The following is a 22,853-nucleotide window of genomic DNA, read 5'->3' on the forward strand; positions in this document are numbered from 1 at the left end:
TTTGTTATTTGAAATTAGTTTTCCGGAGGAATCATGATCGATCAGGAGATCATCAACAAGATCAATAAAGTGTTCGAGGAATCCTTTGAGATCGAGAAGGAGCGTCTTGTCCCCGAGGCGCATATCTTCACTGACCTGGGACTCGACAGCCTGGATATCGTCGACCTGGTGGTCGCGCTCCAGAACGCCTTTGGCGTCAAGATCAGGAACGAGGAAAAGGTCAGGGACATCCGGACGCTTCAGGACATCTACCAGTTCATATCCTCGCTGAAGACCGAGGAAAACAAAACGAGCGTTTAGCGATGTTGTATAGGATCAAACTGTTTCTTCTGAATCTGTATTTTTATACGTTCTTTGTATTATTATCCGCGATCGCGATCCCGGCGCTGACGCTGATGGTCGCGATCTCGAGGATTTTCCTGTCGCACCGTCTGACCATGAAACGGTTTCGCCGCGCCATCAGCTGGTATGGGATACTCATTACGTCGATCCCGTATCCGATTATCAAGCTCCGGTATGAGGATCTTGGGAAGAATGGAGCGGAAGAACCGTTCATCTTTGTCTGCAACCATCGTGCGGCATCTGACGCATTCCTCATGTGCGTCCTGCCGCATGAGTGCGTGCAGATCGTGAATGTCTGGCCCTTCAGGATACCCGTGCTCGGACTGTACGCGAGGTTTTCCGGATACCTGAATATCAGGATGATGTCCCACGAACAATTCATGGCGCAAGCGACGAAATTGCTGTCGGACGGCGTCTCGATCATCTTCTTTCCCGAGGGTACGCGTTCTGCGAGCAGGACTATGGGGAGTTTTCACGGCGCGGCGTTTCGTTTGGCGCTTGAGTCAAAGGCATCCGTGGTCCCGCTCTGCATCACCGGGAACGAAAATATCCCGCCCAAGGGGTCGCTGCTTCTGCGTCCCGGTACGATACGAGTACGCAGGTTGCCGGCCATTACCTGGAATGAGTATAAGGACCTGAATGCCTTCGCCTTCAAGAACAGGGTGTGGCATATCATCGATAAAGAGTTGTCCGTTATGGAGAACGATTCATGAGAGGAAAATTCCAAAGAAGAACCTTTTTATCCGCAGATTTCGCAGATGAGCGCAGATTTTTAAAATAATAAATTTAGATTTGATTTAATCTGTGAAATCTGTGTAATCTGCGGATAATATTTTGCCTGAGCCGTTACGGAATTTATTGGTAATTTGGCGCTTATCAAACCGTATGATCGAATTCGACCGAAATAAGAAGCTGGAATTCTCCGCTCCGGGGGAGATCAGGATGGTGCAGGAAGGTATGCTGAAAAAGCATGTCCAATATTGCGCTGATCATTCTCCCTATTACCGGCAGTTGTTCCGTGAGCAGGGGATAGACGCCGGAGCGGTTACGCTCGACCGGTTGAGCGATCTCCCGCTTACGGACAAAACCGCGCTCAGTCTTCGTAATGAGGATTTTCTTGCTGTGCCGATGTCCCGGGTCGTGGACATCGTCCTGTCATCAGGGACCACGGGCAAGCCGACCAAGATGATGTATACTGAGAACGATCTCAGGCGGTTGGCTTACAACGAAGAGATCTCCTTCACGAGCTGCGGATTGACTCGGGACGATATCGTCCTGCTGACCTGTACCATGGACCGCTGCTTCATCGCAGGGCTTGCGTACTTTTCAGGTGTCCGGAGCCTGGGCGCGGCGGCTATCAGGAACGGGTTGAGCAGTGTTGACAGCCATTTCGAGATCCTCCGGCGCCTCGCACCGACCGCCCTGGTGGGTGTGCCGACGTTCCTGCTCAAACTGGGGCAGTTTGTGCAATCCCAGGGCATCGACCCGCGATCGCTTGGCGTGAAAAAAATGATCTGTATCGGCGAGCCCGTGAGGGACCGCATGCTTGCTTTTCTTCGGGTGGGCGAGAACCTGGAAGCGGTCTGGGGGGCGAAGGTCTATTCGACCTATGCATCCTCCGAGACCATTACCTCATTCTGCGAGTGCACGGCACAGCAGGGCGGACACCTGCATCCCGACCTGGCGATCGTCGAGATCGTGAACGACCGGGGTGAGCTGCTTCCGGGCGGGGAATCCGGCGAGGTCGTGGTAACGCCGTTGAATATCGAAGGCATGCCGTTGCTGCGGTTTCAGACCGGGGATGTGAGTTTTCTGATCGACGAACCGTGCGACTGCGGACGGCAATCGCTCCGCCTGGGCCCCATCCTCGGGAGAAAGAAACAGATGATAAAGTTTCGCGGGACGACGCTGTATCCGAACTCGATCTACACGGTCCTTGATTCGTTTCCCGGGATCAGCGAGTACTCCGTGATTGCGACCAGCGACTACGACCTCTCCGATGTGATCATGGTCCAGGTCGCCGTGAACGACGCATCCTGTTCAGCGGCCATGATCATGGAAAAGCTCCAGGCGCACCTGCGGGTGAGGCCCGAGGTTGTCATCGTGAGCGAGGAAAGCGTGAAGCGTGATGTATACCCCGGGAATTCCCGGAAACCAATTCGATTTGTGGATAAGAGAAAAAAAATATGAAATCCTGTCAGAGCCGTATTTACGGCGCGGAATTCTCCCATCAGGAGGTCGCCGAAGCCGTCCGTGAGGGCAGGTTGCTTTCCATGGAGATGGAGTTCAACAAGAACTGCAATTTTCGTTGTCTCTACTGCTATGCTTCGGACAGCAACGTCAACCGGAACGAGCTGAGCAAACATGAGTTCCTTGACCTCATCAACCAGGCCAGGGAACTGGGCGCGAGAAAGATCATCGTCCTCGGCGGCGAGCCCATGCTCTATCCCCCTATCATCGAGATGATCCAGTACATCAGGGGACTCGGCATGGACATCGAACTCTTCACGAACGGGACGAACATCACGCTTGAGATGGCCCGGACACTGTATGACCTCGGCGTGCGCGTGGTACTCAAGATGAACACGTTCGAGGAAAAGATCCAGGACATGCTCTCGGGAAGGAAAGGCGCGTATGCCCAGATACATGAAGCCTTCAACAACCTGAAACTGGCCGGCTATCCATCGGCGGACCGTTTCATGGGCATCAGCACGGTTGTTTGTCAGCAGAACATCGATGAGCTCCCGAGGATGTGGGAGTGGCTGCGGGACCAGAACATCGCACCCTATTTCGAGATGATCACCCCGCAGGGCGGCGCTAAAGAACACAATATGCTTGAAGTCGATTCCCGGCAGATCGAAGAGCTTTTTCACCGGATCTCCCGGATCGACCGGAAAAAATACGGACACACCTGGGACCCCAAGCCTCCGCTCGTGGGCGGAGAGTGTCTTCGTCACCAGTTCTCCTGCGCGGTCAACTCCGAAGGCTTTGTGCAGCCGTGCGTAGGGGTTACGATCCCGATCGGCAATGTCCGAAAACAACGGCTCAAGGACATTCTGCGGGAGAGTGAGGTGGTCCAGGACCTCAAGAACTATACCGAGACCATCAAAGGGCCGTGCAGCGAATGCGAACGGTTGAGCGAATGTTACGGCTGCCGGGGAGCGGCATACCAGATGACCGGCGACTACCTGGCTTCCGACCCCCTGTGCTGGAAGAACCTGGATAAACGGGATGATATCATGTTCCTGCCGGTGGATGCCAGTCAGCTCGTTCCGCATAAACAGCCCATGCTGCTCATCGACCGGCTCCTCGAGATCCAGGAGCGGGCGTCCCTGTCCGAGATGATCGTGCGCGCGGACATGATATTTGTGGGGAAGGACGGGAAGCTCGATGATGCTTCGTATCCCGAGATCATATCCCAGGCTATCGCCGCACAGGAGGGATTTCGAAAGCTCGGGAGCCGTAGTCCCCAGCAGGAAGGCTTCCTGCTGGGCATCAAGAACCTCGCGATCACCGGAAGCGCGTGCGTCGGCGATACCCTTCGCATATCAGTGTTCAAGGTCGCGAGGTATGGAGACTTCGGCATCATCCAGGGAGAGGTCAGGAATGGCGATACCCTGATCGCCAGCGGAGAAGTAAAGGTCTGGCAGGGCGATAGCAAGGCGGCCGTATGATGATGAACAAAAATAGCGGGAAAGGGGGGGCCGTTCTCTTCCTGATCCTCTTTATCCTGGTGCACGCTGGACAGGTTTTCGCAAAGGACATGAAAACTGATGCTGCGCCGGAATCAACCGATCTGTCCGCAGTGCTGAACAGCATCGGGAAAAAGGTCTCGGACTTCAAGACCCTTAAAACGGATTTCACCCAGGAAAAAGAGATGGCCATGTTCAAGGAGAAACTCGTGCTTAGGGGCAGGATCTATCTCCAGAAACCGAACAAGGTCGCCTGGCATGTGGATAAGCCGCTCCGGTATTCCGTCCTGATCACTGATACATTCATCCGTCAGTGGGACGAAGACACGGACCAGGTCCAGGAACTCTCGTTGACGAAAAACCCGATGTTCCAGAACGTGATCAAGCAGTTGACGGTCTGGTTCTCCGGCGAGTACGGCTTACTTCTTGAGACCAATGATGTGCGGCTGGTGAAACGCAGTCCCCTGACGATCGAGTTCTCTCCCCGCGCGAATAATGACTCCCGGAAGGTGATCAAGAACATCACGATTACCTTCCGACAGGACGAGACCTATTTACAGCAGATCCGTATGCAGGAACTGAGCGGCGATATCACCACGATCACGTTCACGAACACGCTCCTGAATGCGCCTCTCGACAGCAGCGACTTTGAGGTCCGCCCCATTGGAAAACATAGTTCTCTAACAATCATGGACAGCAAGGGAATGCAACTATCGCTTGTGAATGTTGACCATCCTCTTGGAGACCTCGGATTCTCTAACGGGGTTCACCCCGTTAGAGAACGGAGTACCTCCTTGTTCTCCGATAACGTTCATATCCAACTATCCCGAAAGGATGTTGTGGAAGGTCATCGTGCGCCGGTGGCCTTCTCTAACGGGGTAAAGCATGTTTGAAAAGTATTTCTCGCTGCTGTACCAGTTCGTGCACCGGCACAAACAAGGGGTGCTCGCGACCGTACTCCTGGTCACGGTTGCCGCCGGCGCAGGGCTTTTCTTTGTCCCTTATGAAGGCAATATCGATATCATGCTCCCGCCGGACCCGGAGATCACCCGCAGCATGGATTTTCTCCGCGACTCGAGCCTTTCCGACAAGATTATTATCTCCCTGGCCCTGACCGATCCGTCCAAAGGGAAGCAGGACCTCTTCCTGGCCGTCGATGAGCTGGCGGCATCGCTTCAACCGCCGCTCTTCACAAGCGTGATCACGGGAGTCTCCGTGGCCGACGCCATGGAGGAATTCTCGGTCCTGCAGTACGCGCCGCAGATCCTCGGCGAGGAGGATCTCGCAGCCATCGACCGCCAGTTGACGCCGAAAGCGGTTTCCGAAAAGATGCAGGCGATCTACCTCCAGTCGCTCAGACCCGAGAGCGTCTTCATGACCTCCTTATCGCGCACAGACCCCCTGAGCATCAAAACGCTGCTGCTCGGCAAGTTGCGGGCGCTCCCGGCCTCGATGGGTTTTGATGTCGCCATCGAGGATGGCCGTTTCATCAGCCGCGATGGACGTCATGCCCTGCTCATCATCCAGACCCCGGTCAAGATGATGGACAGCCGGAAGAGCAAGGAGCTGGTGCAGGCGCTGGAGGAGCGCATCAACAAGCTGCCGGGGTACGTGTACGCCGACGTCATCGGCGGCCATCTTCACACGGTCAGCAACGAACGGGTGATCAAACGGGACATCGCTGTCGCTTCCCTCATCGCCACGATCGCCTTCTTCCTGCTCTTTTTTCTCGCGTTCCGCGACGCCCGGGCGATGTTCGTATTCATCTTCCCGCTGATCGCCGTCATATGGGGCGTCATTCTGCTGGCCGGCATTGAACACACACTATCGTACCTGGTCATCGGGTTCGGCACGGCCATTGTGGGAATCTCCGACTACGGATTGATCGTCTATATCGCCATGAAACGGGGCACCGGCACGTCGCAGCCCGTACAGCTCGCCAAGCTTGTGTTCATTGATGCCATTACGACAATCTTCAGCTTCGTTGTCCTGTATTTTTCCCATATCCGCGGATACCATCAGCTGGCATTGTTCTCGATCATCTGCCTCCTTATCTGCCTTCTCTTTTCGCTCTTCGTGCTGCCGTTGACCCTTTCCTGGAAACGATATGCGATCGTGGAAGATCCGACCGTCGGCGACCGGCTGAAGAACATCCAATGGCCCGCAAAGCTCACGGTCGGGATCTGGGCAATCGTTACCATCATCTTTTTCATCCTGTCCCTGTCAATCAAGCTCGACAGCGACGTAAAAAAACTCGACGGCAGCGGACCGGAGGTGCTGCAGGCCGAGCGATCGTTCCATGAGGTATGGGGCGGAAAGACCAATCAGGCGATCCTGGTGGTCACGGGCGCAAGCCTCGAGGAAGCCATGGAAAAGAACGATCGGGTCTTCCGCGAGGCAATGAAGACAATCAGCGGAGAGGAATTTACCAGCCTTGCGATGTTCTGGCCGGCTGAAAAGAACCGAAGGGAAAATCAGGAACGCTGGGACCGTTTCTGGAGTCAGGGGCGGGAACGCAGGTTGAAGGAACTGATCAGGCAAACGTCCGCTGAATACGGCTTCTCGGAGCGCGCGTTTACGCCGTTCTTCGACGGATTGTATGCTCATCAACGCGCTGCAGCGGATCCCGGCGGCATGATTGCGCGGCTGCAGGACCGGTTCGTGATACAGAAGAACGGAGAATACCGGATCATGTCGTTCTTCCCGGACGAACCGAAGAATTTCGACCCGCTGTCCGCATTGACGAAAAAGTTTCCCGGCACGTTCATTGTATCGGGCAAGGCATTGTCCTCGTCGATATCCGCATATACGGCGAGGGAAGCGATGATCCTCGCCCCGCTCGCGGTCCTCTTTAACGTCGTGCTGGCCTGGCTCTTTTTCAGGAAATGGAAAGAGACGCTGATCGCGCTCGTCCCGCTCGTGACCGGCGCCATCTGGCTGCTCGGCTTCATGGCGATTTTCAAGATGCCGCTGAACGTCATCAGTATCGTTGCCGGCATTATCGCGAGCGGCGTTATCGTGGACTACGGGATCGGGATAACGTATGAATACAGCCGCAACCTTCACTTCGGCGCTGTTATGGCAATGACCTTGTCCGCGGCATCCAACGTGATCGGAGCGGGGGCGCTGCTCTTCGCGCATCATCCCGCCTTTTTTTCCACGGGCGTTGCCATGGTCATCTCCATGGTCGCGGGATATCTTTCCTCGGTGATCGTGATACCGTCCCTGTGCAGAATCCTGAAGATTTCGAAACAGGACGGTCAACTGCAATGAAGCGATTCGTCTTGCTGGTCATACTGCAGGTATTTATTGCCGGATGCAGCACGGTCCCGTTTCAGAAAACAGGTCTGGTAGTGCTTGATTCCGAAGATCCCCGAGGCATGGTAGCGCGTTTTCAGAAGGGCATTCCGGCAAGTTTTCAATTGCTAACAAGCGTTGTTTTTGAGTATAATTCACGCAAATTTTCCGGCATCGGCACCGTGCAGATAAACAAGCTGGATGGAGTTTTCAGGGTCGCCGGGATGAATCCCATGGGCGTTAAACTGTTCGAGCTCTCCGGCGATCAGCGCAGCGTAACAAGCCATTATACGATCGCGGATTTCTCCCGATACGGCGATATCGCCACTGCGGTGGGCAGCGACATCAGACGCATTTATTTTGATCTGGCCCCCGGTCCCGAAGCGACTGTCTGGAAGAGAAGATATAAACTGATCTTTCGTCAGCCTTTTGGCCCCGGTTTTCTGGAGTATGTATTCGCCGGAACGGGCGGGGACCTGATCGAGAAGAACTATTATGAAGAGGACGGAATAGTCTGGAACGTATCGTATTACGAATACCATGACCAGGATGGAAAACGATGGCCGCAGGGCATTGTCCTTATTCACTACCAATACGGCTACCGGTTGACCATAAGGCAGAAGGAGTTTATTGTTGAGCACAATTAAGGCAGAGATCGAACGCTCCATGACCGGCCTCGCGAAGGAAGGAAAGAGGCTGACGTCCTGTTTTACGTTTCCGTCCGGGTTCATTGGTTTTCAAGGGCACTTTCCCCAGAAGATGGTCCTGCCGGGTGTGTGCCAGATCCAGTGCGCGCTCACGTTGCTCGAAAAAGGGAGTGGAAAGGCCGTGGTCCTGAAAGAGGTCGTGCTTGCCAAGTATTTTTCACCCGTGTTCCCCGCCGACGAGGTGACCTGTGTCATCATCGATATGGGGGACACCCGCGGCGAGATCGTCGTGAAAGCGGCCATCTCACGGGCGGGCGACAAGATCTCGGAAATGAAACTGCGCGTCTCCTATGACATCGGGGAGAACAAGAGGTAGCATGAGGTCAAAGAACAGGACAACCTATTTTGAGCGTGTCCCGGGAGTACCCGAGCCCATTGTCGTTGAGATCAAGCGGCGGGTCCGCTTCAATGAGGCCGATCCCATGGCGATCGCGTGGCATGGGAGGTACCCCCTTTATTTCGAAGAGGCGTCCGAGGAACTTGGCAGAAAATGCGGTCTGTCGTATGCGGACTATTTCGAAGCCGGACTGCGCGCGCCGGTCGTCGAATTCCACATTGATTACTATAAACCGCTGTTCCTCGATGAGGAATTCACGATCAAGGCATCGATGATCTGGCACGAAGGATCGCGGCTGAATATCGAGTATCTTCTGTTCAAGCAGGACAAGAGCGTTGCCTCGAGCGCTTACATGGTGCATTTGTTCACCGACCATCAGACCGGAGAACCTTTCATGGTTTCGCCGGAATTACTTGACCGCTGCCGGAGGAGATGGAAGGCAGGGGAGTTCCATCGCACGCTATGAAACCGGTCATCGTATCGGCGGATATGCTGACACCCTATGGCAGGGGAACAGACGCATGCTGGAAGGGTCTGCTTTCGGGGCAAAGCGCCCTATCGCGGGTCAGTCGTTTCAAAACCGCGGCGTTCCACTCTGACTATGCGGGTATCATCAGCGGTCTGCGGTACCACGAACGGGAATCACTGGTCATGCAGATGTTGCGGACCCTGTTTGCAGGAACAGCCGTCCCCGAAGACGCGAAACTTATGCTGGCAACGACCAAAGGGGAGATTGACCTGCTCGAACAGAGCATGCTTGAGAACAAGGGCGATGTTGAGGAAGCAATTGTCAGCAGGCTCATCAGCAAGGTGGCCGAACTGACCTCCGCCAAGGGCGGCGGGCTGGTGCTTTCGGCTGCCTGCACGTCATCAGCCGCGGCGGCTGCGCAGGCAGCTGCCATGGTCAGGAACGGACACGCTGACTGCGTGCTCGTGGTTGCCTGCGACAGCGTGACTGAATTTATTGTTTCCGGTTTTTCCTCGCTCATGGCGCTGGACAAACAGCCTGCACGGCCCTTTGACAGGAACCGGGCAGGCCTGAACGTGGGCGAGGCCGCGGCCTATGCGCTTATTATGAGCGAAGAACGCGCGGTCCGCGAGGGCCGTCCTGTTCTCGGGACGATAGCAGGCTGGGGTCTGAGCGATGACGCGAACCACATGACCGGCCCGTCTCGCGAGAGCGAAGGCCTTGTCCTGGCCATCAGGAAGGCGTTTGTGTCCGCCGGCATCCGTCCTGCTGATGTGGGGCTTATCGCCGCGCACGGCACCGGGACCGTGTACAACGACCAGATGGAGATGCGTGCTTTTCGCGCTGTATTCACGGATGGTCCCCGTCCGGTGTATTCCATCAAAGGCGGCATTGGACACACGATGGGAGCGGCGGGGCTCGTGGAGATGCTCATCGCGCAACGCGCGCTCCGGGAAGGGATTGTCCCGCCCACGGTGAACCTGATCGAGGTTGATGACGATGCGCGGGGATGGGCTTCTGACCGACCGCAGCCGGTACGCAGCCGGTCTCTGGCCCTGATGACGAACGCGGGTTTCAGCGGGATCAACACGGCCTTGGTGCTGGATTTATGACGGATGAATAGCATTTTATCAAAAGGGGAAGAATATATCTCGCGGAGGCGCGGAGTTCGCAGAGAAAAGCTTAAAAATATTCTGGTTTAAAGCCAAGACTTAACGGTGTTGTTTTAACTCTGCGTGCTCCGCGTACTCTGCGAGAGACGACCTTTTGGTTCTGGTTTATCCAGGTTAGGAAACAATGTCAATTTCCGTCAACGGCATAGGATGGCTCACCAAAGAAGGCTATGGTTGTATCAGGAGCGAACTCAAGCATGTGTATGAGGCCGGCGAAGGCGCTCTCACCCTGCCGAAGAGGGACATTTTTTCTCATCCCTTTAAAAACTTCGGCCGGCTCGACACCATATCAAAAATGACTGTTTTTGGCGTGAGTCTCGCCCTTCAGGACGCGGGCATCGAATACTCGCCGACAGGGAAACAGGACATCGGGATCGTCGGAACAAATGCAGAGGGTTCACTCCGGTCCGATATCGGGTACTTCCGGGATTATCTTGAGAGCGGGCGTACGCTGTCGCGGGGGAACCTGTTCATTTACACGCTGCCGTCGAGCCCGATCGGTGAAGCAGCCATTCATTTCGGATTTCTGGGGCCGGTTCTGTATGCGGCCGGAGAGAGCAACGCACTGTCAGCCGTGCTCGACGTGGCGACCGAGATGGTCCTTGCCGACGAAGCGCCGGTGATGCTTGCGGGGAAGGCGGAAGCCGATGAGGCACTGTTCTTCGTCCTGCGTCGGGAACGCGATCAGGGCGGTTCGGTCCTCTGTGATGTGGCTGAGGCCCGGGCTCTTGCAGAAACGGGCTCCGATGTAGCAGGATTGGTAAGAAAATTCATAACTTTTCAGCAAAATACGTAACTGCTCAGGTCAAAATATTATCCGCAGATTACACAGATTTCATCACGCCCAGGCGTGACGCTCATCTGCGAAATCTGCGGATAAAAGGGTTTTTCTCTAATGTAACACCCTTCTGGATTCAGATGTGCTGAGTTGTTACGAAAAATCATACGAATGACGGAAAGAAAGGCATAGTGTGAAGATCAGACTCATTTATCCAAAGTGGCCCAAGCTGGAACGGCAGACGGAGTTCCATCTGCCGCCGCACGGCCCGATCTGTTTTGCGGCCACCGTGCCCGGCGACGATGAGCTTGCGTTCACTGATGAACATGTGGAGGCGATCAATTTTGACGAGAAGACGGACCTGGTCGCCATCTCGTGCATGCTCACGTGCCAGATCAAGCGGGGGTGGGAGATCGCCGACCGGTTCCGCGCGAGGGGGATCCCGGTCATCTTCGGCGGCATCGGCGCCATGCTGCATGCCGAAGAAACCAGGATGCATGCCGATTCCGTGTTCCTCGGCGAGGCCGAGGGCCGTTTTGGACAAGTGCTGCAAGACCTGAAGAACAACAGCCTCAAGAAGGTGTATGACTATCAATGGAACTTTCCCGACATGAGCGTGGTCGGGCCGGCGAGGCGGAATATCCTCAACCGGGAGCGATACAACTATCGTGGCGTGCAGATGGTTGATCTCATTCATGCCTCGCGAGGCTGCCGGTTCAACTGTTTCTGCTGCTGTACCCCGTTCCTGGGCGGACGGAAGTTCCGGCCCCGTCCCATCGATGACGTTGTTCGCGAGGTCGCGGCCATTGATAACAACCGTCTGTTCTTCGTGGACAACTCCCTGGCCCAGAACGATCAGTGGGAGAAGGACCTGTTCAAGGCGTTGATCCCGCTCAAAAAGAAATGGGTCTCTCATCCCATCAAGGACGACGACGAGATCCTGGACCTTGCGGCCGAGGCCGGTTGCTGGTATGTGTACCAGGCCATCTTCGACACGTCGGACTACATCCGGAAGCGCGTAAAGCGGCTGCAGGAGCGCGGCATCGGCGTCGAGGGTACGATCATCCTCGGAATGGATGAACAGGATGAGGATTATGTCAAGCGGCTTGTCGATTTTCTGCTCGAGATCAAGCTGGACCTGGCCGAGTTCACGATCCTGACGCCGTTCCCGAATACACCGGTCCGTGATGCGCTCGCGAAGGAGGGCAGGATCCTGACGAACGACTGGAACCAATACACAGGCGGGCAGGTGGTGTATCAACCGGCACTGATGACGCCGACAAAGCTGCAGGACCTGTATTATTACGCCTGGGACACGTTCTACGAGGAAAGCAGTCAGAACCTCAAGATGGCCAAGCTCTTTCTCAAGGTCATTGAAAAGGAGAAGGCGGACGGAACGTACCGGGGGGCAAGTCTCCGGCGCAGGAAATGGCAGCAGGAAGAGATCGCGGAGACGGCCCGATGAAGATACTGCTGATCTCGGCCAATGTGACCCTGTCGCCCTACCCGCTCTATCCCCTGGGGGTGAGCATTATAGCGGCCGTGCTCACGAAGGCGGGTCATACGGTTCACCAGGCTGACTTCCTGCAGCAGAACAACTCGCTTGAGGCGATCGGCCGGGAGGTACGGGAGTTCGGACCCGACCTGGTCGGGATATCGGTGCGCAATATCGACAACGTGAATCTCATGCACGAGCAGTATTACATCCAGAACGTAAAGGACCTCGTGACCACGGTCCGGGGGGCCTCGAACGCGAAGGTGCTTCTGGGAGGAGCGGGGTTCTCTCTTATCCCTGAACTGATCCTCAAAGAGACCGGCGCTGATTACGGCATTATCGGTGAAGGCGAGGTCCTGGCGGTTGAGTTTGCCGACAACGCGGCGAAAGGGATCTACCCGAAGGAGCGCCTCATCGGTTCAGCGACCAGGCTCCCGGGCGCGCAGATCAGTTCTGCCCTCTACGATGAGCGGCTGCTCGAATTTTATCTCCACAGCGGCAATATCGCTTCGATCCAGACAAAGCGGGGCTGTACCTATAAATGCGTGTACTGCACGTATCCCCTGCTCGAGGGCGCGGTGCTTCGCAGGAGGGAACCGCGGGCGGTGGTCGACGACATCGAACTCCTGCGCGACACGTTCAAGACCAAATATGTTTTCTTTGTCGATTCCGTGTTCAATGATGATGAGGGCGCGTATCTCGAGGTGCTCGTTGAAATGGAGAGGCGGAACATCAACATCCCCTGGACCGCATTCATCAAGCCCGGGGGCCTGACCGACGAGATCGTCGCACGCATGAAGAAAACCGGGTTCGCCGCGGCCGAGATCGGCACTGACGCGGCCTGCGATACCACGCTCAGGAAGATGGGCAAGAGCTTTACCTTTGATGACGTCATTGCGTGCAATGAACTTTTCGAGCGCCATGAGATCGCCGCGTCGCATTTCTTCATGTTCGGCGGACCGGGGGAGACCGAGGAGACGGTACAGGAAGGGATCAGGAACATCCTGGCCCTGAAAAAATGCGTGGCCTTCATCTTCATGGGCATACGCATCCTGCCTAATACCCCGCTGGCACGTCTGGCGATCAAGGAAAAGCTCATCGCGCCGGATGAGGGGCTGTTAAAGCCCGTCTACTACCTGTCTCCGGCCGTGGATAAAGAATGGCTCGAGCAAACATTGACCAGGGCCTTTGCCGACGTGCGTCATTGCGTGTTTCCGCCCGATAAAATGGACAACAGCCTCCAGGTCCTCCATAAGCTCGGATACACGGGCCCGATGTGGGACCTGCTGCTTCCCGGGAAGAAACCCAGAGAGAGGATACGGCATGCCGCAAAGTAGCTTACTACCGCGTGACCGCATCTGGTGCGCAGTGCCGGTCTATAATAACCGGGAAACGGTCAGGAAGGTAGCAAAGGAATGCCGCGCCATCCTGCAGCACGTCGTGGTCATCGATGACGGCAGTACGGACGTTGATGTGGCGGGGCTTCTTGCCGGTCTCGACGTGGTTGTTTTGAAACACGGGAAGAATCTCGGCAAAGGTCAGGCGATCCTTACCGCATCACGCTATGTTGAGGACCACGGCGGTCTGTACCTCATCACGATCGATGCCGATGGTCAGCATGTTCCGAGGGATATCGAGAGATTAATCCCGCTCATCAAGGAGGACGAACCAGGTCTTATCATCGGCTGCAGGGATTTTAATACAGAGAACGTCCCTGCATCGAGCCGTTTCGGCAGAGCGTTCGCGAATTTCTGGCTCAAGGTCGAGACCGGTCTGACCGTGGACGATTGCCAGAGCGGTTTCCGAGCCTATCCTGTTCAGTATCTTAATCAACTGCGCTTCAAGGGAAAGCGCTACGATTTTGAAGCTGAGGCGCTTGCCAGGTCGGCCTGGGCAGGGCTCAAACTTAAACCGGTCCCGGTCAGCGTGATTTATCCAAAGCCCGGGGATCGTGTTTCGAGTTTCAAGCCTTTTCTCGACAACCTGCGCCTCACGGGCATACATTCCATGCTTGTGGGCAGGCGTCTCCTTCCCTTGCCGCACAAGAAGCTGGTAAGGGATCTCAATGCATTCGATCTCTCGCTCTGGCGTCATCCGGGAAAGGTTCTCAAAATGCTCCTGCTTGAGAACGCGACACCGGTCGGCCTGGCGATGTCAGGGGCGATCGGCATGTTTCTTGCCGTTCTTCCGCTCCTGTTCGTGCATACGCTCGTGATCCTCTATGTTTCAATGCGACTCAACCTGAACAAGGTCGTGTCTCTCAACATACAGCACCTGGCCATGCCGCCTTTCATTCCTGCATTGTGCATCGAGACGGGATATTATCTTCGGCACGGTCAGTGGCTCACCGAGCTCTCGTTCAGGACGGTGTTTGAACAGTTCTCATCACGTTTGTACGAGTGGTTTCTCGGAGCTCTGATCATTGCTCCTCTGAGCGCTGTCATTATCGGAGGCGTTATTTTTATCGCCGCGACAGTGATCAAACGGGTAAGGTGCGCGAATGTCGCAAAAGAAGGATATTGAGCGGAAGCGGGGCAACCGGCTGGGCTTCTGGTTTTTCCGGACAGCAGTGCGTATCTTCGGCCTCAGGGGGACCTACGGACTGCTCACCATCGTCTGTCTCTACTATCTGGCTTTTGATCATGCGGCAGTTGCCGCGACCAAGGCCTATGTCAGGAGGCGCTTCCCGGACCACGGCGTGCTCCGGCAGCTGTTTGATGTATACTTGCTGTTCGTGAGCCAGGGGAAAAGCCTCATCGACCGTTTCTCCGTGGCCGCCGGCGCACAGGAGATCAGTCTCGAGATCGTCGGATATGAGAAGATCAAAGCGCTCCTGGCAGACGGACAGAAGGGTCTCATTTTGCTGACCGCTCATGTGGGCAACTGGCAGGTGGCGATGACGGCGCTCAGGGGACTTGGACGGACGGTCTACCTGATGATGCGCCCCGAGGACAATGTCGCGGTGAAAGAGGCGCTGAACATCGACAGCGAAAAGGAAACCGTCAGGATCATTTATACCGACGGCGCCATGGGCGGCGTGATAGAAGCCCTGAAGGCCATCAACCGGGGAGACATTGTTTCGATCATGGGAGACCGCACCTACGGATACGGTTCGGTAGAGGCATCGCTGCTCGGCGGGAACGTTCGGTTCCCGTACGGCGCGTTCAGTCTCGCATCCGCAGCGCAATGTCCCGTGGCAGTGCTGCTGTCGGCGAAGGTCGGAGCAACAAAACACGTTACCGATGTCTCGCACGTGATCGATCCTCCCGCGGGAAAGCGGGGAAACAAGGACGCGGAGATTCATGCCTGTGTTCAGGAGTTCGCCCGCGTCCTGGAAGAGTATTCAGTTCGTTACCCCTATCAGTGGTTCGTGTTTCGCGACATGTGGAAGGGGAATATTTAACGAGGCAATGCATCAGTTTGATGAAACAAGAATTCAGAATGAAAAGTGGTCTCACACGAAGGCACACCCTGCACTCGCGTTACCACTCGTAACCGCTGGGTGCAGGCGAAGACACGAAAAAAACAAGTAACTATTCAGGTTGGCCGCAAAAGAACGCAAAGATCTCAAAGAAAAGCTGACATCATGAAGTTCGGTTTTTAAATCTCTCTGCGTTCCTGGAGCCTGCCCTCGAAATGTCTTATCGGGGGTTCTTTCGCGGCTAACAGATTTTGATCTGAGTAGATACAAAAATAAAAAACAATATTACGTGCAAGGAGAACATGATGGAAAAGAACAAAGAGCAGGAACTGGCGGCAATACGAAAAGATCTCAAGGAGATGATCGTCCGTGACCTTTCGCTGGAAGACATCAAGCCGGAGGATATCAAGGACGATGAGGTCTTGTTCGGCGAAGGGCTTGGGCTGGATTCCCTCGATGCCGTCGAGATCGTCGTGCTGCTGCAGCGCAACTTCGGTATGGAAGTGAAGAACATGGATCAGGGGAAAGAGATATTTCATTCCATTGATACCATGGCCCATTTCGTATATGATAACAAAAACAAAGCATCATAATGCTTGATCACAGGAACGTATGAAACGATATTTTATCGTTGCGTGGCTTCTGGTGTTCATTGTTTCCTGCGTCGGCATTGGTACCAGGGAAACCGCAGCACCGATTGGGTCAACCCCGTTAGACCACTTAAGCGAAGGCAGCATGGCGGGGGACAGAGCGAATAAATCCAATTTGACGAGCGGTCTAACGGGGTCAATCCCGCTGGTCACGTTCGTGTTCGACGACGGGAACGATACGGATTATCTGGTTGCAAGGGACATTTTTGCGGAGCAGGGGGCTGTTGCATGCTCGGCGATCACGACGGACTGGATCAACGGACCGGGTTATATGACCGTTGCGCAGATCATCGGGCTCAAGGATGCGGGCTGGGAGATCATGGCCCATACAGCGACCCATCCGAACCTGAGGTCTCTCTCGTCCGCACAGGTCGAAGGTGAATTGTCCCGATCAAAAGCAACGCTCGAAGGTCTGGGGCTGAACATCAAAAACCTCGTCTATCCGTATAACAAGAACAATGAGATGGTAAGGGCGGTTGCGAGACGCTACTATCGTTCAGGACGGGGAGGCAGGAACGCTGTGAATGGGGCAATCGTTGATCCCTATGATCTAAAATCCTATTCAATCAAACATGATCTTGCCGGGATGGAGCGTTTTATCGACCGCGCTTATGCCGGCAGGTCCTGGATCATTTTCTACCAGCATCGGGTGGACATCAAGGTCGCTGTTGAAGAGAGACATGGAAGTTTCATCCCCGGGGAGAAACTAATGTTCAGCCCGTCGGGGGCTCAGGGCAGGTATGAACCGCCGGCCTGGTATTTGTTCTTCGGGTCTTTGTATTTTGTTCCGCTCTCGGGAAGACCGGGGGCGGGGGACACGATCATTGGTGAGTCAAGCGGCGCATCGGCGCGCATCGATCGCATTCTCTACGACGAATGGGCCCAGATCCGCGACATGATACGGTATGTCCGCACGCGCTATCCGGACATGCGGATCGTAACGATCGATCAGGGGCTGGACATTCTGGGTATCGCGCAACAGGCGCCTTTGGCGGCGGAGATTCCGGCACAGCCAGCGTACAGCGCGCGGTAAGCGTACTGAGCTTGTTGCACAAGCCTCCGTTCACCCTTCGACAAGCCCAGGGCGAACGGGTACGACTATTGATATTGCCAGATTTATTCCGTTCGTGCTGAGCCTGTCGAAGCACAAAATGGGTTTGTGCAACAGGCTCTACACTGAACAGAAATCGAAAACTATGCAAGATACCTCAATGGTGATCACAGGCATCGGTGTAATATCCGCTGCGGGAAACAACGTCGCCGAGACGCTCTCGTCCTTTGAGCTTGGGACGAGGAACGCGGGACCGGTGACTCTCTTCCCTACAATTTTGAAATCTCCGGCCTTTGAAGTGAAGCATCTTCCGGATGCATATTATCTGGAAGGGTGGCGGACATTGAGCCTTGCCCTGATCGCTGTTGATGAGGCGATGAAGGACGCGCGTCTTGCCGACCTTACGGGGTTCCGGGTGGGTGTCTGCATGGGAACGACCGTGGCGAGTCAGCTGAACGCCCTGCAGTTCTATAAAGCATACCGCGAGAACGGCGCGGCGCCGATGATATCAGTGGACAGATTTTTAAAGGGCAATCTTGCTGAATATATTGCGCGCAGGATCGGGGCGCGGGGCCCGCAGATCTCCGTGGTGAACGCCTGCTCTTCCTCGACCGACGCGATCGGCGTCGCGCTCTCCTGGCTCAAGGGCGGCCTGTGCGATATTGCGATCGCTGGCGGGGCGGATGAGTTGAACCACGTGCCCTATTGCGGATTCAACTCTCTCGGCATCGCCAATCCCGGTCTTTGCGCGCCCTTTGACCGGGACCGCAAGGGATTAAACCTCGGAGAAGGCGCGGGAGTCATGGTCATCGAAACCAGAGCAACAGCGCGCACGAGGGGCGTTGTATCACCTCTCTTTCTTTCAGGCTATGGCACATCGAGCGACGCCTATCATTTGACCGCGCCAAGTCCCGATGGTGTGGGTTTGAGAGCTGCATTGCATGACGCACTGGCGGAAGCGGGCATCGCACCCCGCGAGGTCGGATTTGTCAATGCCCACGGCACCGGAACCCATGAAAATGATCTGGTCGAAGGAAATGTGCTGGCGGACGTCTTCGGACAGGATCTCATCATGCTGTCGACCAAAGGGTTCACGGGACATACCCTGGGCGCAGCAGGAGGCATCGAGGCCGTGTTTACGGCGGCAGGACTTCGCGCAGGATGGGTTCCGGCCAGCGCGGGTTATCATACCAGGGATGAGGCCATCCCCATTTCTCCTGTGCGGGGAAAGACCGTCATCACCGGACGCTTCGCGCTATCCACTTCGCTGGCCTTCGGGGGCACCAATGCCGCGATCGTGATCGGACGGGAGAAAAACGCATGAAGATCTCCGGGATCGGCCTGATCTTTACGCAGGGTCTGGGCATAGAAAGTCTTGAGAAGGCCATGCAAAATGGATGGCAAAAGCCGGGTGAAGTGGCTGCTCATCCGGTCATGGGAGGCACGTTGCCGGCGTACCTGGTCGATCTTGCCACGGCGCCCGTTAAAGCGTTGTTAAAGAAAGTGCGGCGCTCGGATACGCTGAGCAAGATGTCCGTGGTCGCAGCGTCGGACGCACTGCTGAACAGCGGGATCGAGAATAGTGCCCGGAAAAAGATCGGCATCATCATTTCAACCGCTTTTGGTCCCCACGTGACCACGTTCGATTTTCTGGACGACATCCTTGACCACGGCGATGCTGCAGTATCGCCGACCACGTTTTCGAACTCGGTACACAATGCAGCGGCCTCCTATGTCGCAACCTCCCTGAACATAAAGGGTCCTACACTGACGATCTCCCAATTCCAGTTCTCGTTCCAGGCGGCGCTGCAGCTTGCGCAGGCATGGCTGGACCAGGGCCGCTGCGATCATGTCCTTGCCGGAGCAGTGGACCAGTACGGAGACGTCCTGGGGTATGTTTCCGATCATAAACTCACGACGGCGAAGGACGGAAGGATCAAACCCTTCACCTTCAATCCCACCTGTCAGGTCCCGGGCGAAGGCGCTGTTTTTTTTCTTTTAAGCAAGGGGAACGAGGGCAACGTGTATTGCGACATCAACGCTGTTCACACGGGCGACGATCCTGATAGAGGGAAGTCCGTCGATATCAACATCATCGATGCCGACGGCATGCTGCCCGACGAGTCCGCGTACCATTCGTCCCTGTCAACGGATATCCCGACAGCGGCCTATTCGCCGCTCTTCGGCAGCATGATGATCGGAAGCGCCTTCAATGCCGCGGCAGGCGCGCTGATGCTGAAACAGCAAACGCGCTACGCCGCTCCGGTGCTGGATAACCCTCAAGGGATCCGCCTTCTCACGGAATCCGGCAGCAGTCATATCGAATCGATACGCTGTATCGGGATCAACTGTTACGCTGACAGGTCGGTGATCTATTTATCAAAGGTGTGAGTTTAGTTTGGTGGTTGACCGATCAAATACTTTTCAAAATGGATAAAATCTAAAGAACATTACGACGGAGTAGCACGGATTGACACTGATTGAATAAAGCAAATGAAAAAAGCCTGATGTATTATCCGTGTTCATCAGTGTGCATCCGTGGTAAATATATATTATGGTTCCGGTTTGTACGGATTAGGATAGAGGTTATAAATAATCATGACCATACAGGAAATTGAAGATACCTTAATTCAGGGGATCGCTTCGATCACGAACCAGGAGGCATCGGCCGTTTCTCCTGATGTACCGTTCCACGATCTGGGGGTCGATTCGCTCGGGTTCATCGAGATCCTCGTGTTCATTGAAAAGACCTTTAAACTGCCGCTGATCGCATCGGACCTGACCAGGAAGGACTTTGAGACCATTCACGCCCTGGCTTCGTTCATCAGCGGAAAAGTGTAGTGTGGGAGCGGTCATGTTGGTGTCCAAACGCAAACGTTACCTCTCCGGTTCCGACTGGGTGATCAATACCTTCGATCATCTGATGAAGGCCTCGACCTGCGCGGGTAATATGTCGCAGGTGGTGCTCCAGTTCGATTCCCTGCTTGATGAGGATGAGGTCCGAACGCAGGTGAGCAGGTTCGCGGGCCGGTTCCCGGTATTGCAGGGAAGCGTAGGGCGGGACCTCAAACTTGCGCCTTACTGGAGGATACCCGCAAAAGGCGTGCACGAGGTCACGTTCGTTGTTCATCGCGTGGACGACCGGTCGTCAGACAATGCGTTCCCTCTTGCGCTCGCGCAGAGCGTGAATACGGCGTTTAGGGACGACAACGATCACCTCGCGTTTCATCTTTTCATCGGCCACGGGCGAAGCATGCTCGCCATGACCTTCGACCATCGCATCCTCGACGCACGCGGGGCAGAGCTGTTTTTGGACCTGTTCCAGAAGAGCCTGAAAAGGGGTGCACCCGAGGTGTCCGGGGATATTGCCTTTGTCTCTTCATCGGCCCTGACCCGATGGTCGAAAAGGTTCCTGGCAGGCAGGAACGTGAACCGCAGGATCATGATGCTATCGAAAACAGCAACACCGGAAGCCCTGCATCTTCCGTCCGGAAAAGATCGATGCTACCGTTATCATCTCCTTGCATTCAATGAAAAGGAGACTGCGGGCATTTATGAACGGGCATACACCGAGGCAGGGTATCTTATGGAATCGCCGTACCTGCTGTCCGTGATCATTCAAAGCATGCGCGAACTGTTCAAGAGCAGGCAGTTGACCGGCGCCAGCTACCTTATCCCCGTGACCATGGACCTGCGGCCCGGCCTGGACCCGCTGCAGGAAGTATTTTTCAACTACGTGTCGTACCTTTTTTACCAGGTTCCGGTCCTTGAGATCGATGACCGCAAAGGCCTCATTGCCCTGCTCAAGCAACAGATGTACGACCAGGTAAAATCGGGCTTTCCGAAAGACCTTGTGGAAGCGAGCTTGCTGACCCGCATCGCACCGTTGCCCGTGCTGGGGAAACTGCTGCACCTCCCGATGAAGGGGAAGATGGCAACCTTTGTCTTCTCCCATCTCGGGAAGAGCGCTTACCAGCATCCCGTGTTCATGGAAAAGCGGATCGCGAATATGTTTCACATGCCGCGCGTGCCCGTGCCTCCCGGGCTCGGGTTCTTCAGTAATTATTACAACAACCGACTCAACCTGGTGATCTCCTCTCTGGATGGGTTGCTGAGTGATGAAGATATCAGGATGCTCGAAGAGGGGATACGGGATCGATTCGGAGTTTCGAAGGCATCATGAATATTACCGGTGATGTTCTCGTGGTCGGCGCGGGTGTTGCCGGCGTTTCGGCAGCAGTGGCAGCAGCACGGGGCGGTTCGCGCACGATGCTTATAGAGAAGGAACGCTATCTCGGCGGTACCGGTACCGCGGGCATGTTCCAACATATCTGCGGCCTCTATCTGAATGGTGATGCGGCCCCGACAGAGACATTGAACCAGGGGCTCGCGCGCGAGTTTGCTGCTCTTCTGAGCGTGAAGTCGCCGCAGAGAACAATGAAAAAGATGGGCCGGGTGTACGTGCATCCGTATTCGAGTGAAGATCTGCAATCTGTGCTCACTTCGCTTTGCAGTGCTGAACAGAACATTACCGTACGGTATGATACCGCGGCAATCGCGGTCACGAAGCGGTCATCAGGGATCGAGAGCATCAAGGTCAAGGGTCCTGACGGTGAGCAGGTCATCTCACCGAAAATGGTTATCGACTGTACAGGAAGCGGAGAGATTGCAGCTCTGGCCGGTGCTGAATTCGACCTGTCCAGTCCGGAAGAACGTCAGCTGGCAGGCTTCACGCTTCACATAAAGGGCCTGCAGGGCGCCGATGATGCGCTTGCGCTCAAAGTCCCCTATCATCTTGCCCAGGCTGTGAAACAGGGGACGTTCTCGCCAACGGTAAGGTTTACGACCTTCAGTCCCGGAGATGCGATCACTGAGGGGTATTGCAAGATGAGCATTGACACTGAAGAGGGCCCGCGCAGGGAAGAACAAACGAGAAAAGAGGCCGCTGCAGTGCATGCCTATCTCGCATCGGTTATTCCGGCTTTTAACGGTTCCTTTATTGCCGGGACTTCTCTCAAGGTGCTTGAGCGCGAAGGCAGAAGGGTCATGGGAGAGTACACGCTTACGAAAGATGATGTCCTTTCCGCCAGAAAGTTTTCCGATGGGATTGTGAAGAATGCCTGGCCTATCGAACTCTGGGACCGGTTGAAAGGGACGGTTTATTACTATGTCCCTCGCGGAGATTATTATGAGATCCCGTTCAGGTGTATCACGGTCAAGAATGTTGAGAACCTGCTCACCGCGGGACGCTGCATATCGGTCACTCGTGAGGCGCTCGGTTCGACGCGCGTGATGGGCGCCTGCGTGGCGCTGGGGGAACAGGCTGGGAAAGCGGCGGCGTACCGGGTCAGGAACGGGAAGTATCCTGAGAACATAAAGGAGTATTGATAAAAACGTAACTACTCAACACATCTGAACCCCGAAAGGTGTTACGCCAGATAG

At 55.3% G+C, this 22,853-nt stretch carries 22 protein-coding genes; all 22 read left to right on the forward strand.

The genetic code is table 11. From position 1 onward, the window contains the following. Positions 1 to 33 precede the first annotated feature (33 nt). The 22 genes from M0R70_00705 (at position 34) to M0R70_00810 (ending at position 22,799) form a co-directional block, all read left to right on the forward strand. Positions 34 to 300: an acyl carrier protein gene (locus M0R70_00705; protein MCK9417880.1), complete on the forward strand. Its 267-nt coding sequence runs from the start codon at positions 34 to 36 to the stop codon at positions 298 to 300. 2 nt (positions 301 to 302) lie between these two features. Then, positions 303 to 1,055: a 1-acyl-sn-glycerol-3-phosphate acyltransferase gene (locus M0R70_00710; protein ID MCK9417881.1), complete on the forward strand. Its 753-nt coding sequence runs from the start codon at positions 303 to 305 to the stop codon at positions 1,053 to 1,055. 172 nt (positions 1,056 to 1,227) lie between these two features. After that, positions 1,228 to 2,532 (forward strand): AMP-binding protein, encoded by a 1,305-nt coding sequence (locus M0R70_00715; protein ID MCK9417882.1) that lies wholly within the window; start codon positions 1,228 to 1,230, stop codon positions 2,530 to 2,532. Next, positions 2,529 to 4,016: a radical SAM protein gene (locus M0R70_00720; GenBank protein MCK9417883.1), complete on the forward strand. Its 1,488-nt coding sequence runs from the start codon at positions 2,529 to 2,531 to the stop codon at positions 4,014 to 4,016. The genes M0R70_00715 and M0R70_00720 overlap by 4 nt, the downstream gene beginning before the upstream one ends. After that, entirely contained in the window at positions 4,013 to 4,927 is a 915-nt protein-coding gene (locus M0R70_00725) for an outer membrane lipoprotein carrier protein LolA (GenBank protein MCK9417884.1), read from the forward strand. The genes M0R70_00720 and M0R70_00725 overlap by 4 nt, the downstream gene beginning before the upstream one ends. Further along, positions 4,920 to 7,307, forward strand: coding sequence for a hypothetical protein (locus tag M0R70_00730; GenBank protein ID MCK9417885.1), 2,388 nt, complete (start codon positions 4,920 to 4,922; stop codon positions 7,305 to 7,307). The genes M0R70_00725 and M0R70_00730 overlap by 8 nt, the downstream gene beginning before the upstream one ends. Next, complete coding sequence (locus M0R70_00735; GenBank protein ID MCK9417886.1) at positions 7,304 to 7,978, forward strand: DUF3261 domain-containing protein; 675 nt, start codon at positions 7,304 to 7,306, stop codon at positions 7,976 to 7,978. The genes M0R70_00730 and M0R70_00735 overlap by 4 nt, the downstream gene beginning before the upstream one ends. Continuing rightward, positions 7,965 to 8,354 carry a hypothetical protein gene (locus M0R70_00740; GenBank protein MCK9417887.1) on the forward strand — a complete coding sequence of 130 codons (390 nt, stop codon included), beginning with the start codon at positions 7,965 to 7,967 and terminating at the stop codon, positions 8,352 to 8,354. Before M0R70_00735 ends, M0R70_00740 begins: the two co-directional genes overlap by 14 nt. Before the next feature lies 1 nt (position 8,355). Beyond that, the gene (locus tag M0R70_00745; GenBank protein MCK9417888.1) at positions 8,356 to 8,841 is read left to right on the forward strand and encodes an acyl-CoA thioesterase; all 486 of its coding nucleotides are present in this window, start codon (positions 8,356 to 8,358) and stop codon (positions 8,839 to 8,841) included. Next, positions 8,838 to 9,956 (forward strand): beta-ketoacyl-[acyl-carrier-protein] synthase family protein, encoded by a 1,119-nt coding sequence (locus M0R70_00750; GenBank protein MCK9417889.1) that lies wholly within the window; start codon positions 8,838 to 8,840, stop codon positions 9,954 to 9,956. Before M0R70_00745 ends, M0R70_00750 begins: the two co-directional genes overlap by 4 nt. A gap of 184 nt (positions 9,957 to 10,140) precedes the next feature. Next, positions 10,141 to 10,812 carry a hypothetical protein gene (locus M0R70_00755; GenBank protein ID MCK9417890.1) on the forward strand — a complete coding sequence of 224 codons (672 nt, stop codon included), beginning with the start codon at positions 10,141 to 10,143 and terminating at the stop codon, positions 10,810 to 10,812. Positions 10,813 to 10,987: 175 nt separating this feature from the next. Continuing rightward, positions 10,988 to 12,259, forward strand: coding sequence for a radical SAM protein (locus M0R70_00760; GenBank protein ID MCK9417891.1), 1,272 nt, complete (start codon positions 10,988 to 10,990; stop codon positions 12,257 to 12,259). After that, positions 12,256 to 13,626, forward strand: coding sequence for a lipid biosynthesis B12-binding/radical SAM protein (locus M0R70_00765; GenBank protein MCK9417892.1), 1,371 nt, complete (start codon positions 12,256 to 12,258; stop codon positions 13,624 to 13,626). The genes M0R70_00760 and M0R70_00765 overlap by 4 nt, the downstream gene beginning before the upstream one ends. After that, on the forward strand, positions 13,613 to 14,812 hold the full coding sequence (locus tag M0R70_00770) for a DUF2062 domain-containing protein (protein MCK9417893.1): 1,200 nt from the start codon (positions 13,613 to 13,615) through the stop codon (positions 14,810 to 14,812). Before M0R70_00765 ends, M0R70_00770 begins: the two co-directional genes overlap by 14 nt. Continuing rightward, complete coding sequence (locus M0R70_00775; protein ID MCK9417894.1) at positions 14,790 to 15,692, forward strand: lysophospholipid acyltransferase family protein; 903 nt, start codon at positions 14,790 to 14,792, stop codon at positions 15,690 to 15,692. The genes M0R70_00770 and M0R70_00775 overlap by 23 nt, the downstream gene beginning before the upstream one ends. Positions 15,693 to 16,015: 323 nt before the next feature. Further along, the gene (locus M0R70_00780; protein ID MCK9417895.1) at positions 16,016 to 16,303 is read left to right on the forward strand and encodes a phosphopantetheine-binding protein; all 288 of its coding nucleotides are present in this window, start codon (positions 16,016 to 16,018) and stop codon (positions 16,301 to 16,303) included. Positions 16,304 to 16,322: 19 nt separating this feature from the next. Beyond that, the gene (locus M0R70_00785) at positions 16,323 to 17,393 is read left to right on the forward strand and encodes a polysaccharide deacetylase family protein (protein ID MCK9417896.1); all 1,071 of its coding nucleotides are present in this window, start codon (positions 16,323 to 16,325) and stop codon (positions 17,391 to 17,393) included. 163 nt (positions 17,394 to 17,556) lie between these two features. Then, positions 17,557 to 18,735, forward strand: a complete 1,179-nt coding sequence (locus M0R70_00790) for a beta-ketoacyl-[acyl-carrier-protein] synthase family protein (GenBank protein MCK9417897.1) — start codon at positions 17,557 to 17,559, stop codon at positions 18,733 to 18,735. Then, a complete protein-coding gene (locus M0R70_00795; protein MCK9417898.1) occupies positions 18,732 to 19,802 on the forward strand; it encodes a beta-ketoacyl synthase chain length factor in 1,071 nt (356 codons plus the stop codon). The genes M0R70_00790 and M0R70_00795 overlap by 4 nt, the downstream gene beginning before the upstream one ends. 207 nt (positions 19,803 to 20,009) lie before the next feature. Next, positions 20,010 to 20,252 (forward strand): acyl carrier protein, encoded by a 243-nt coding sequence (locus M0R70_00800; protein ID MCK9417899.1) that lies wholly within the window; start codon positions 20,010 to 20,012, stop codon positions 20,250 to 20,252. A gap of 13 nt (positions 20,253 to 20,265) precedes the next feature. Continuing rightward, a complete protein-coding gene (locus M0R70_00805; protein ID MCK9417900.1) occupies positions 20,266 to 21,594 on the forward strand; it encodes a hypothetical protein in 1,329 nt (442 codons plus the stop codon). Next, positions 21,591 to 22,799, forward strand: coding sequence for an FAD-dependent oxidoreductase (locus tag M0R70_00810; GenBank protein ID MCK9417901.1), 1,209 nt, complete (start codon positions 21,591 to 21,593; stop codon positions 22,797 to 22,799). The genes M0R70_00805 and M0R70_00810 overlap by 4 nt, the downstream gene beginning before the upstream one ends. The last annotated feature ends 54 nt before the right edge of the window (positions 22,800 to 22,853 follow it).

It is taken from the genome of Nitrospirota bacterium (genome assembly GCA_023229435.1).
Classification (GTDB): Bacteria; Nitrospirota; UBA9217; order UBA9217; family UBA9217; genus JALNZF01.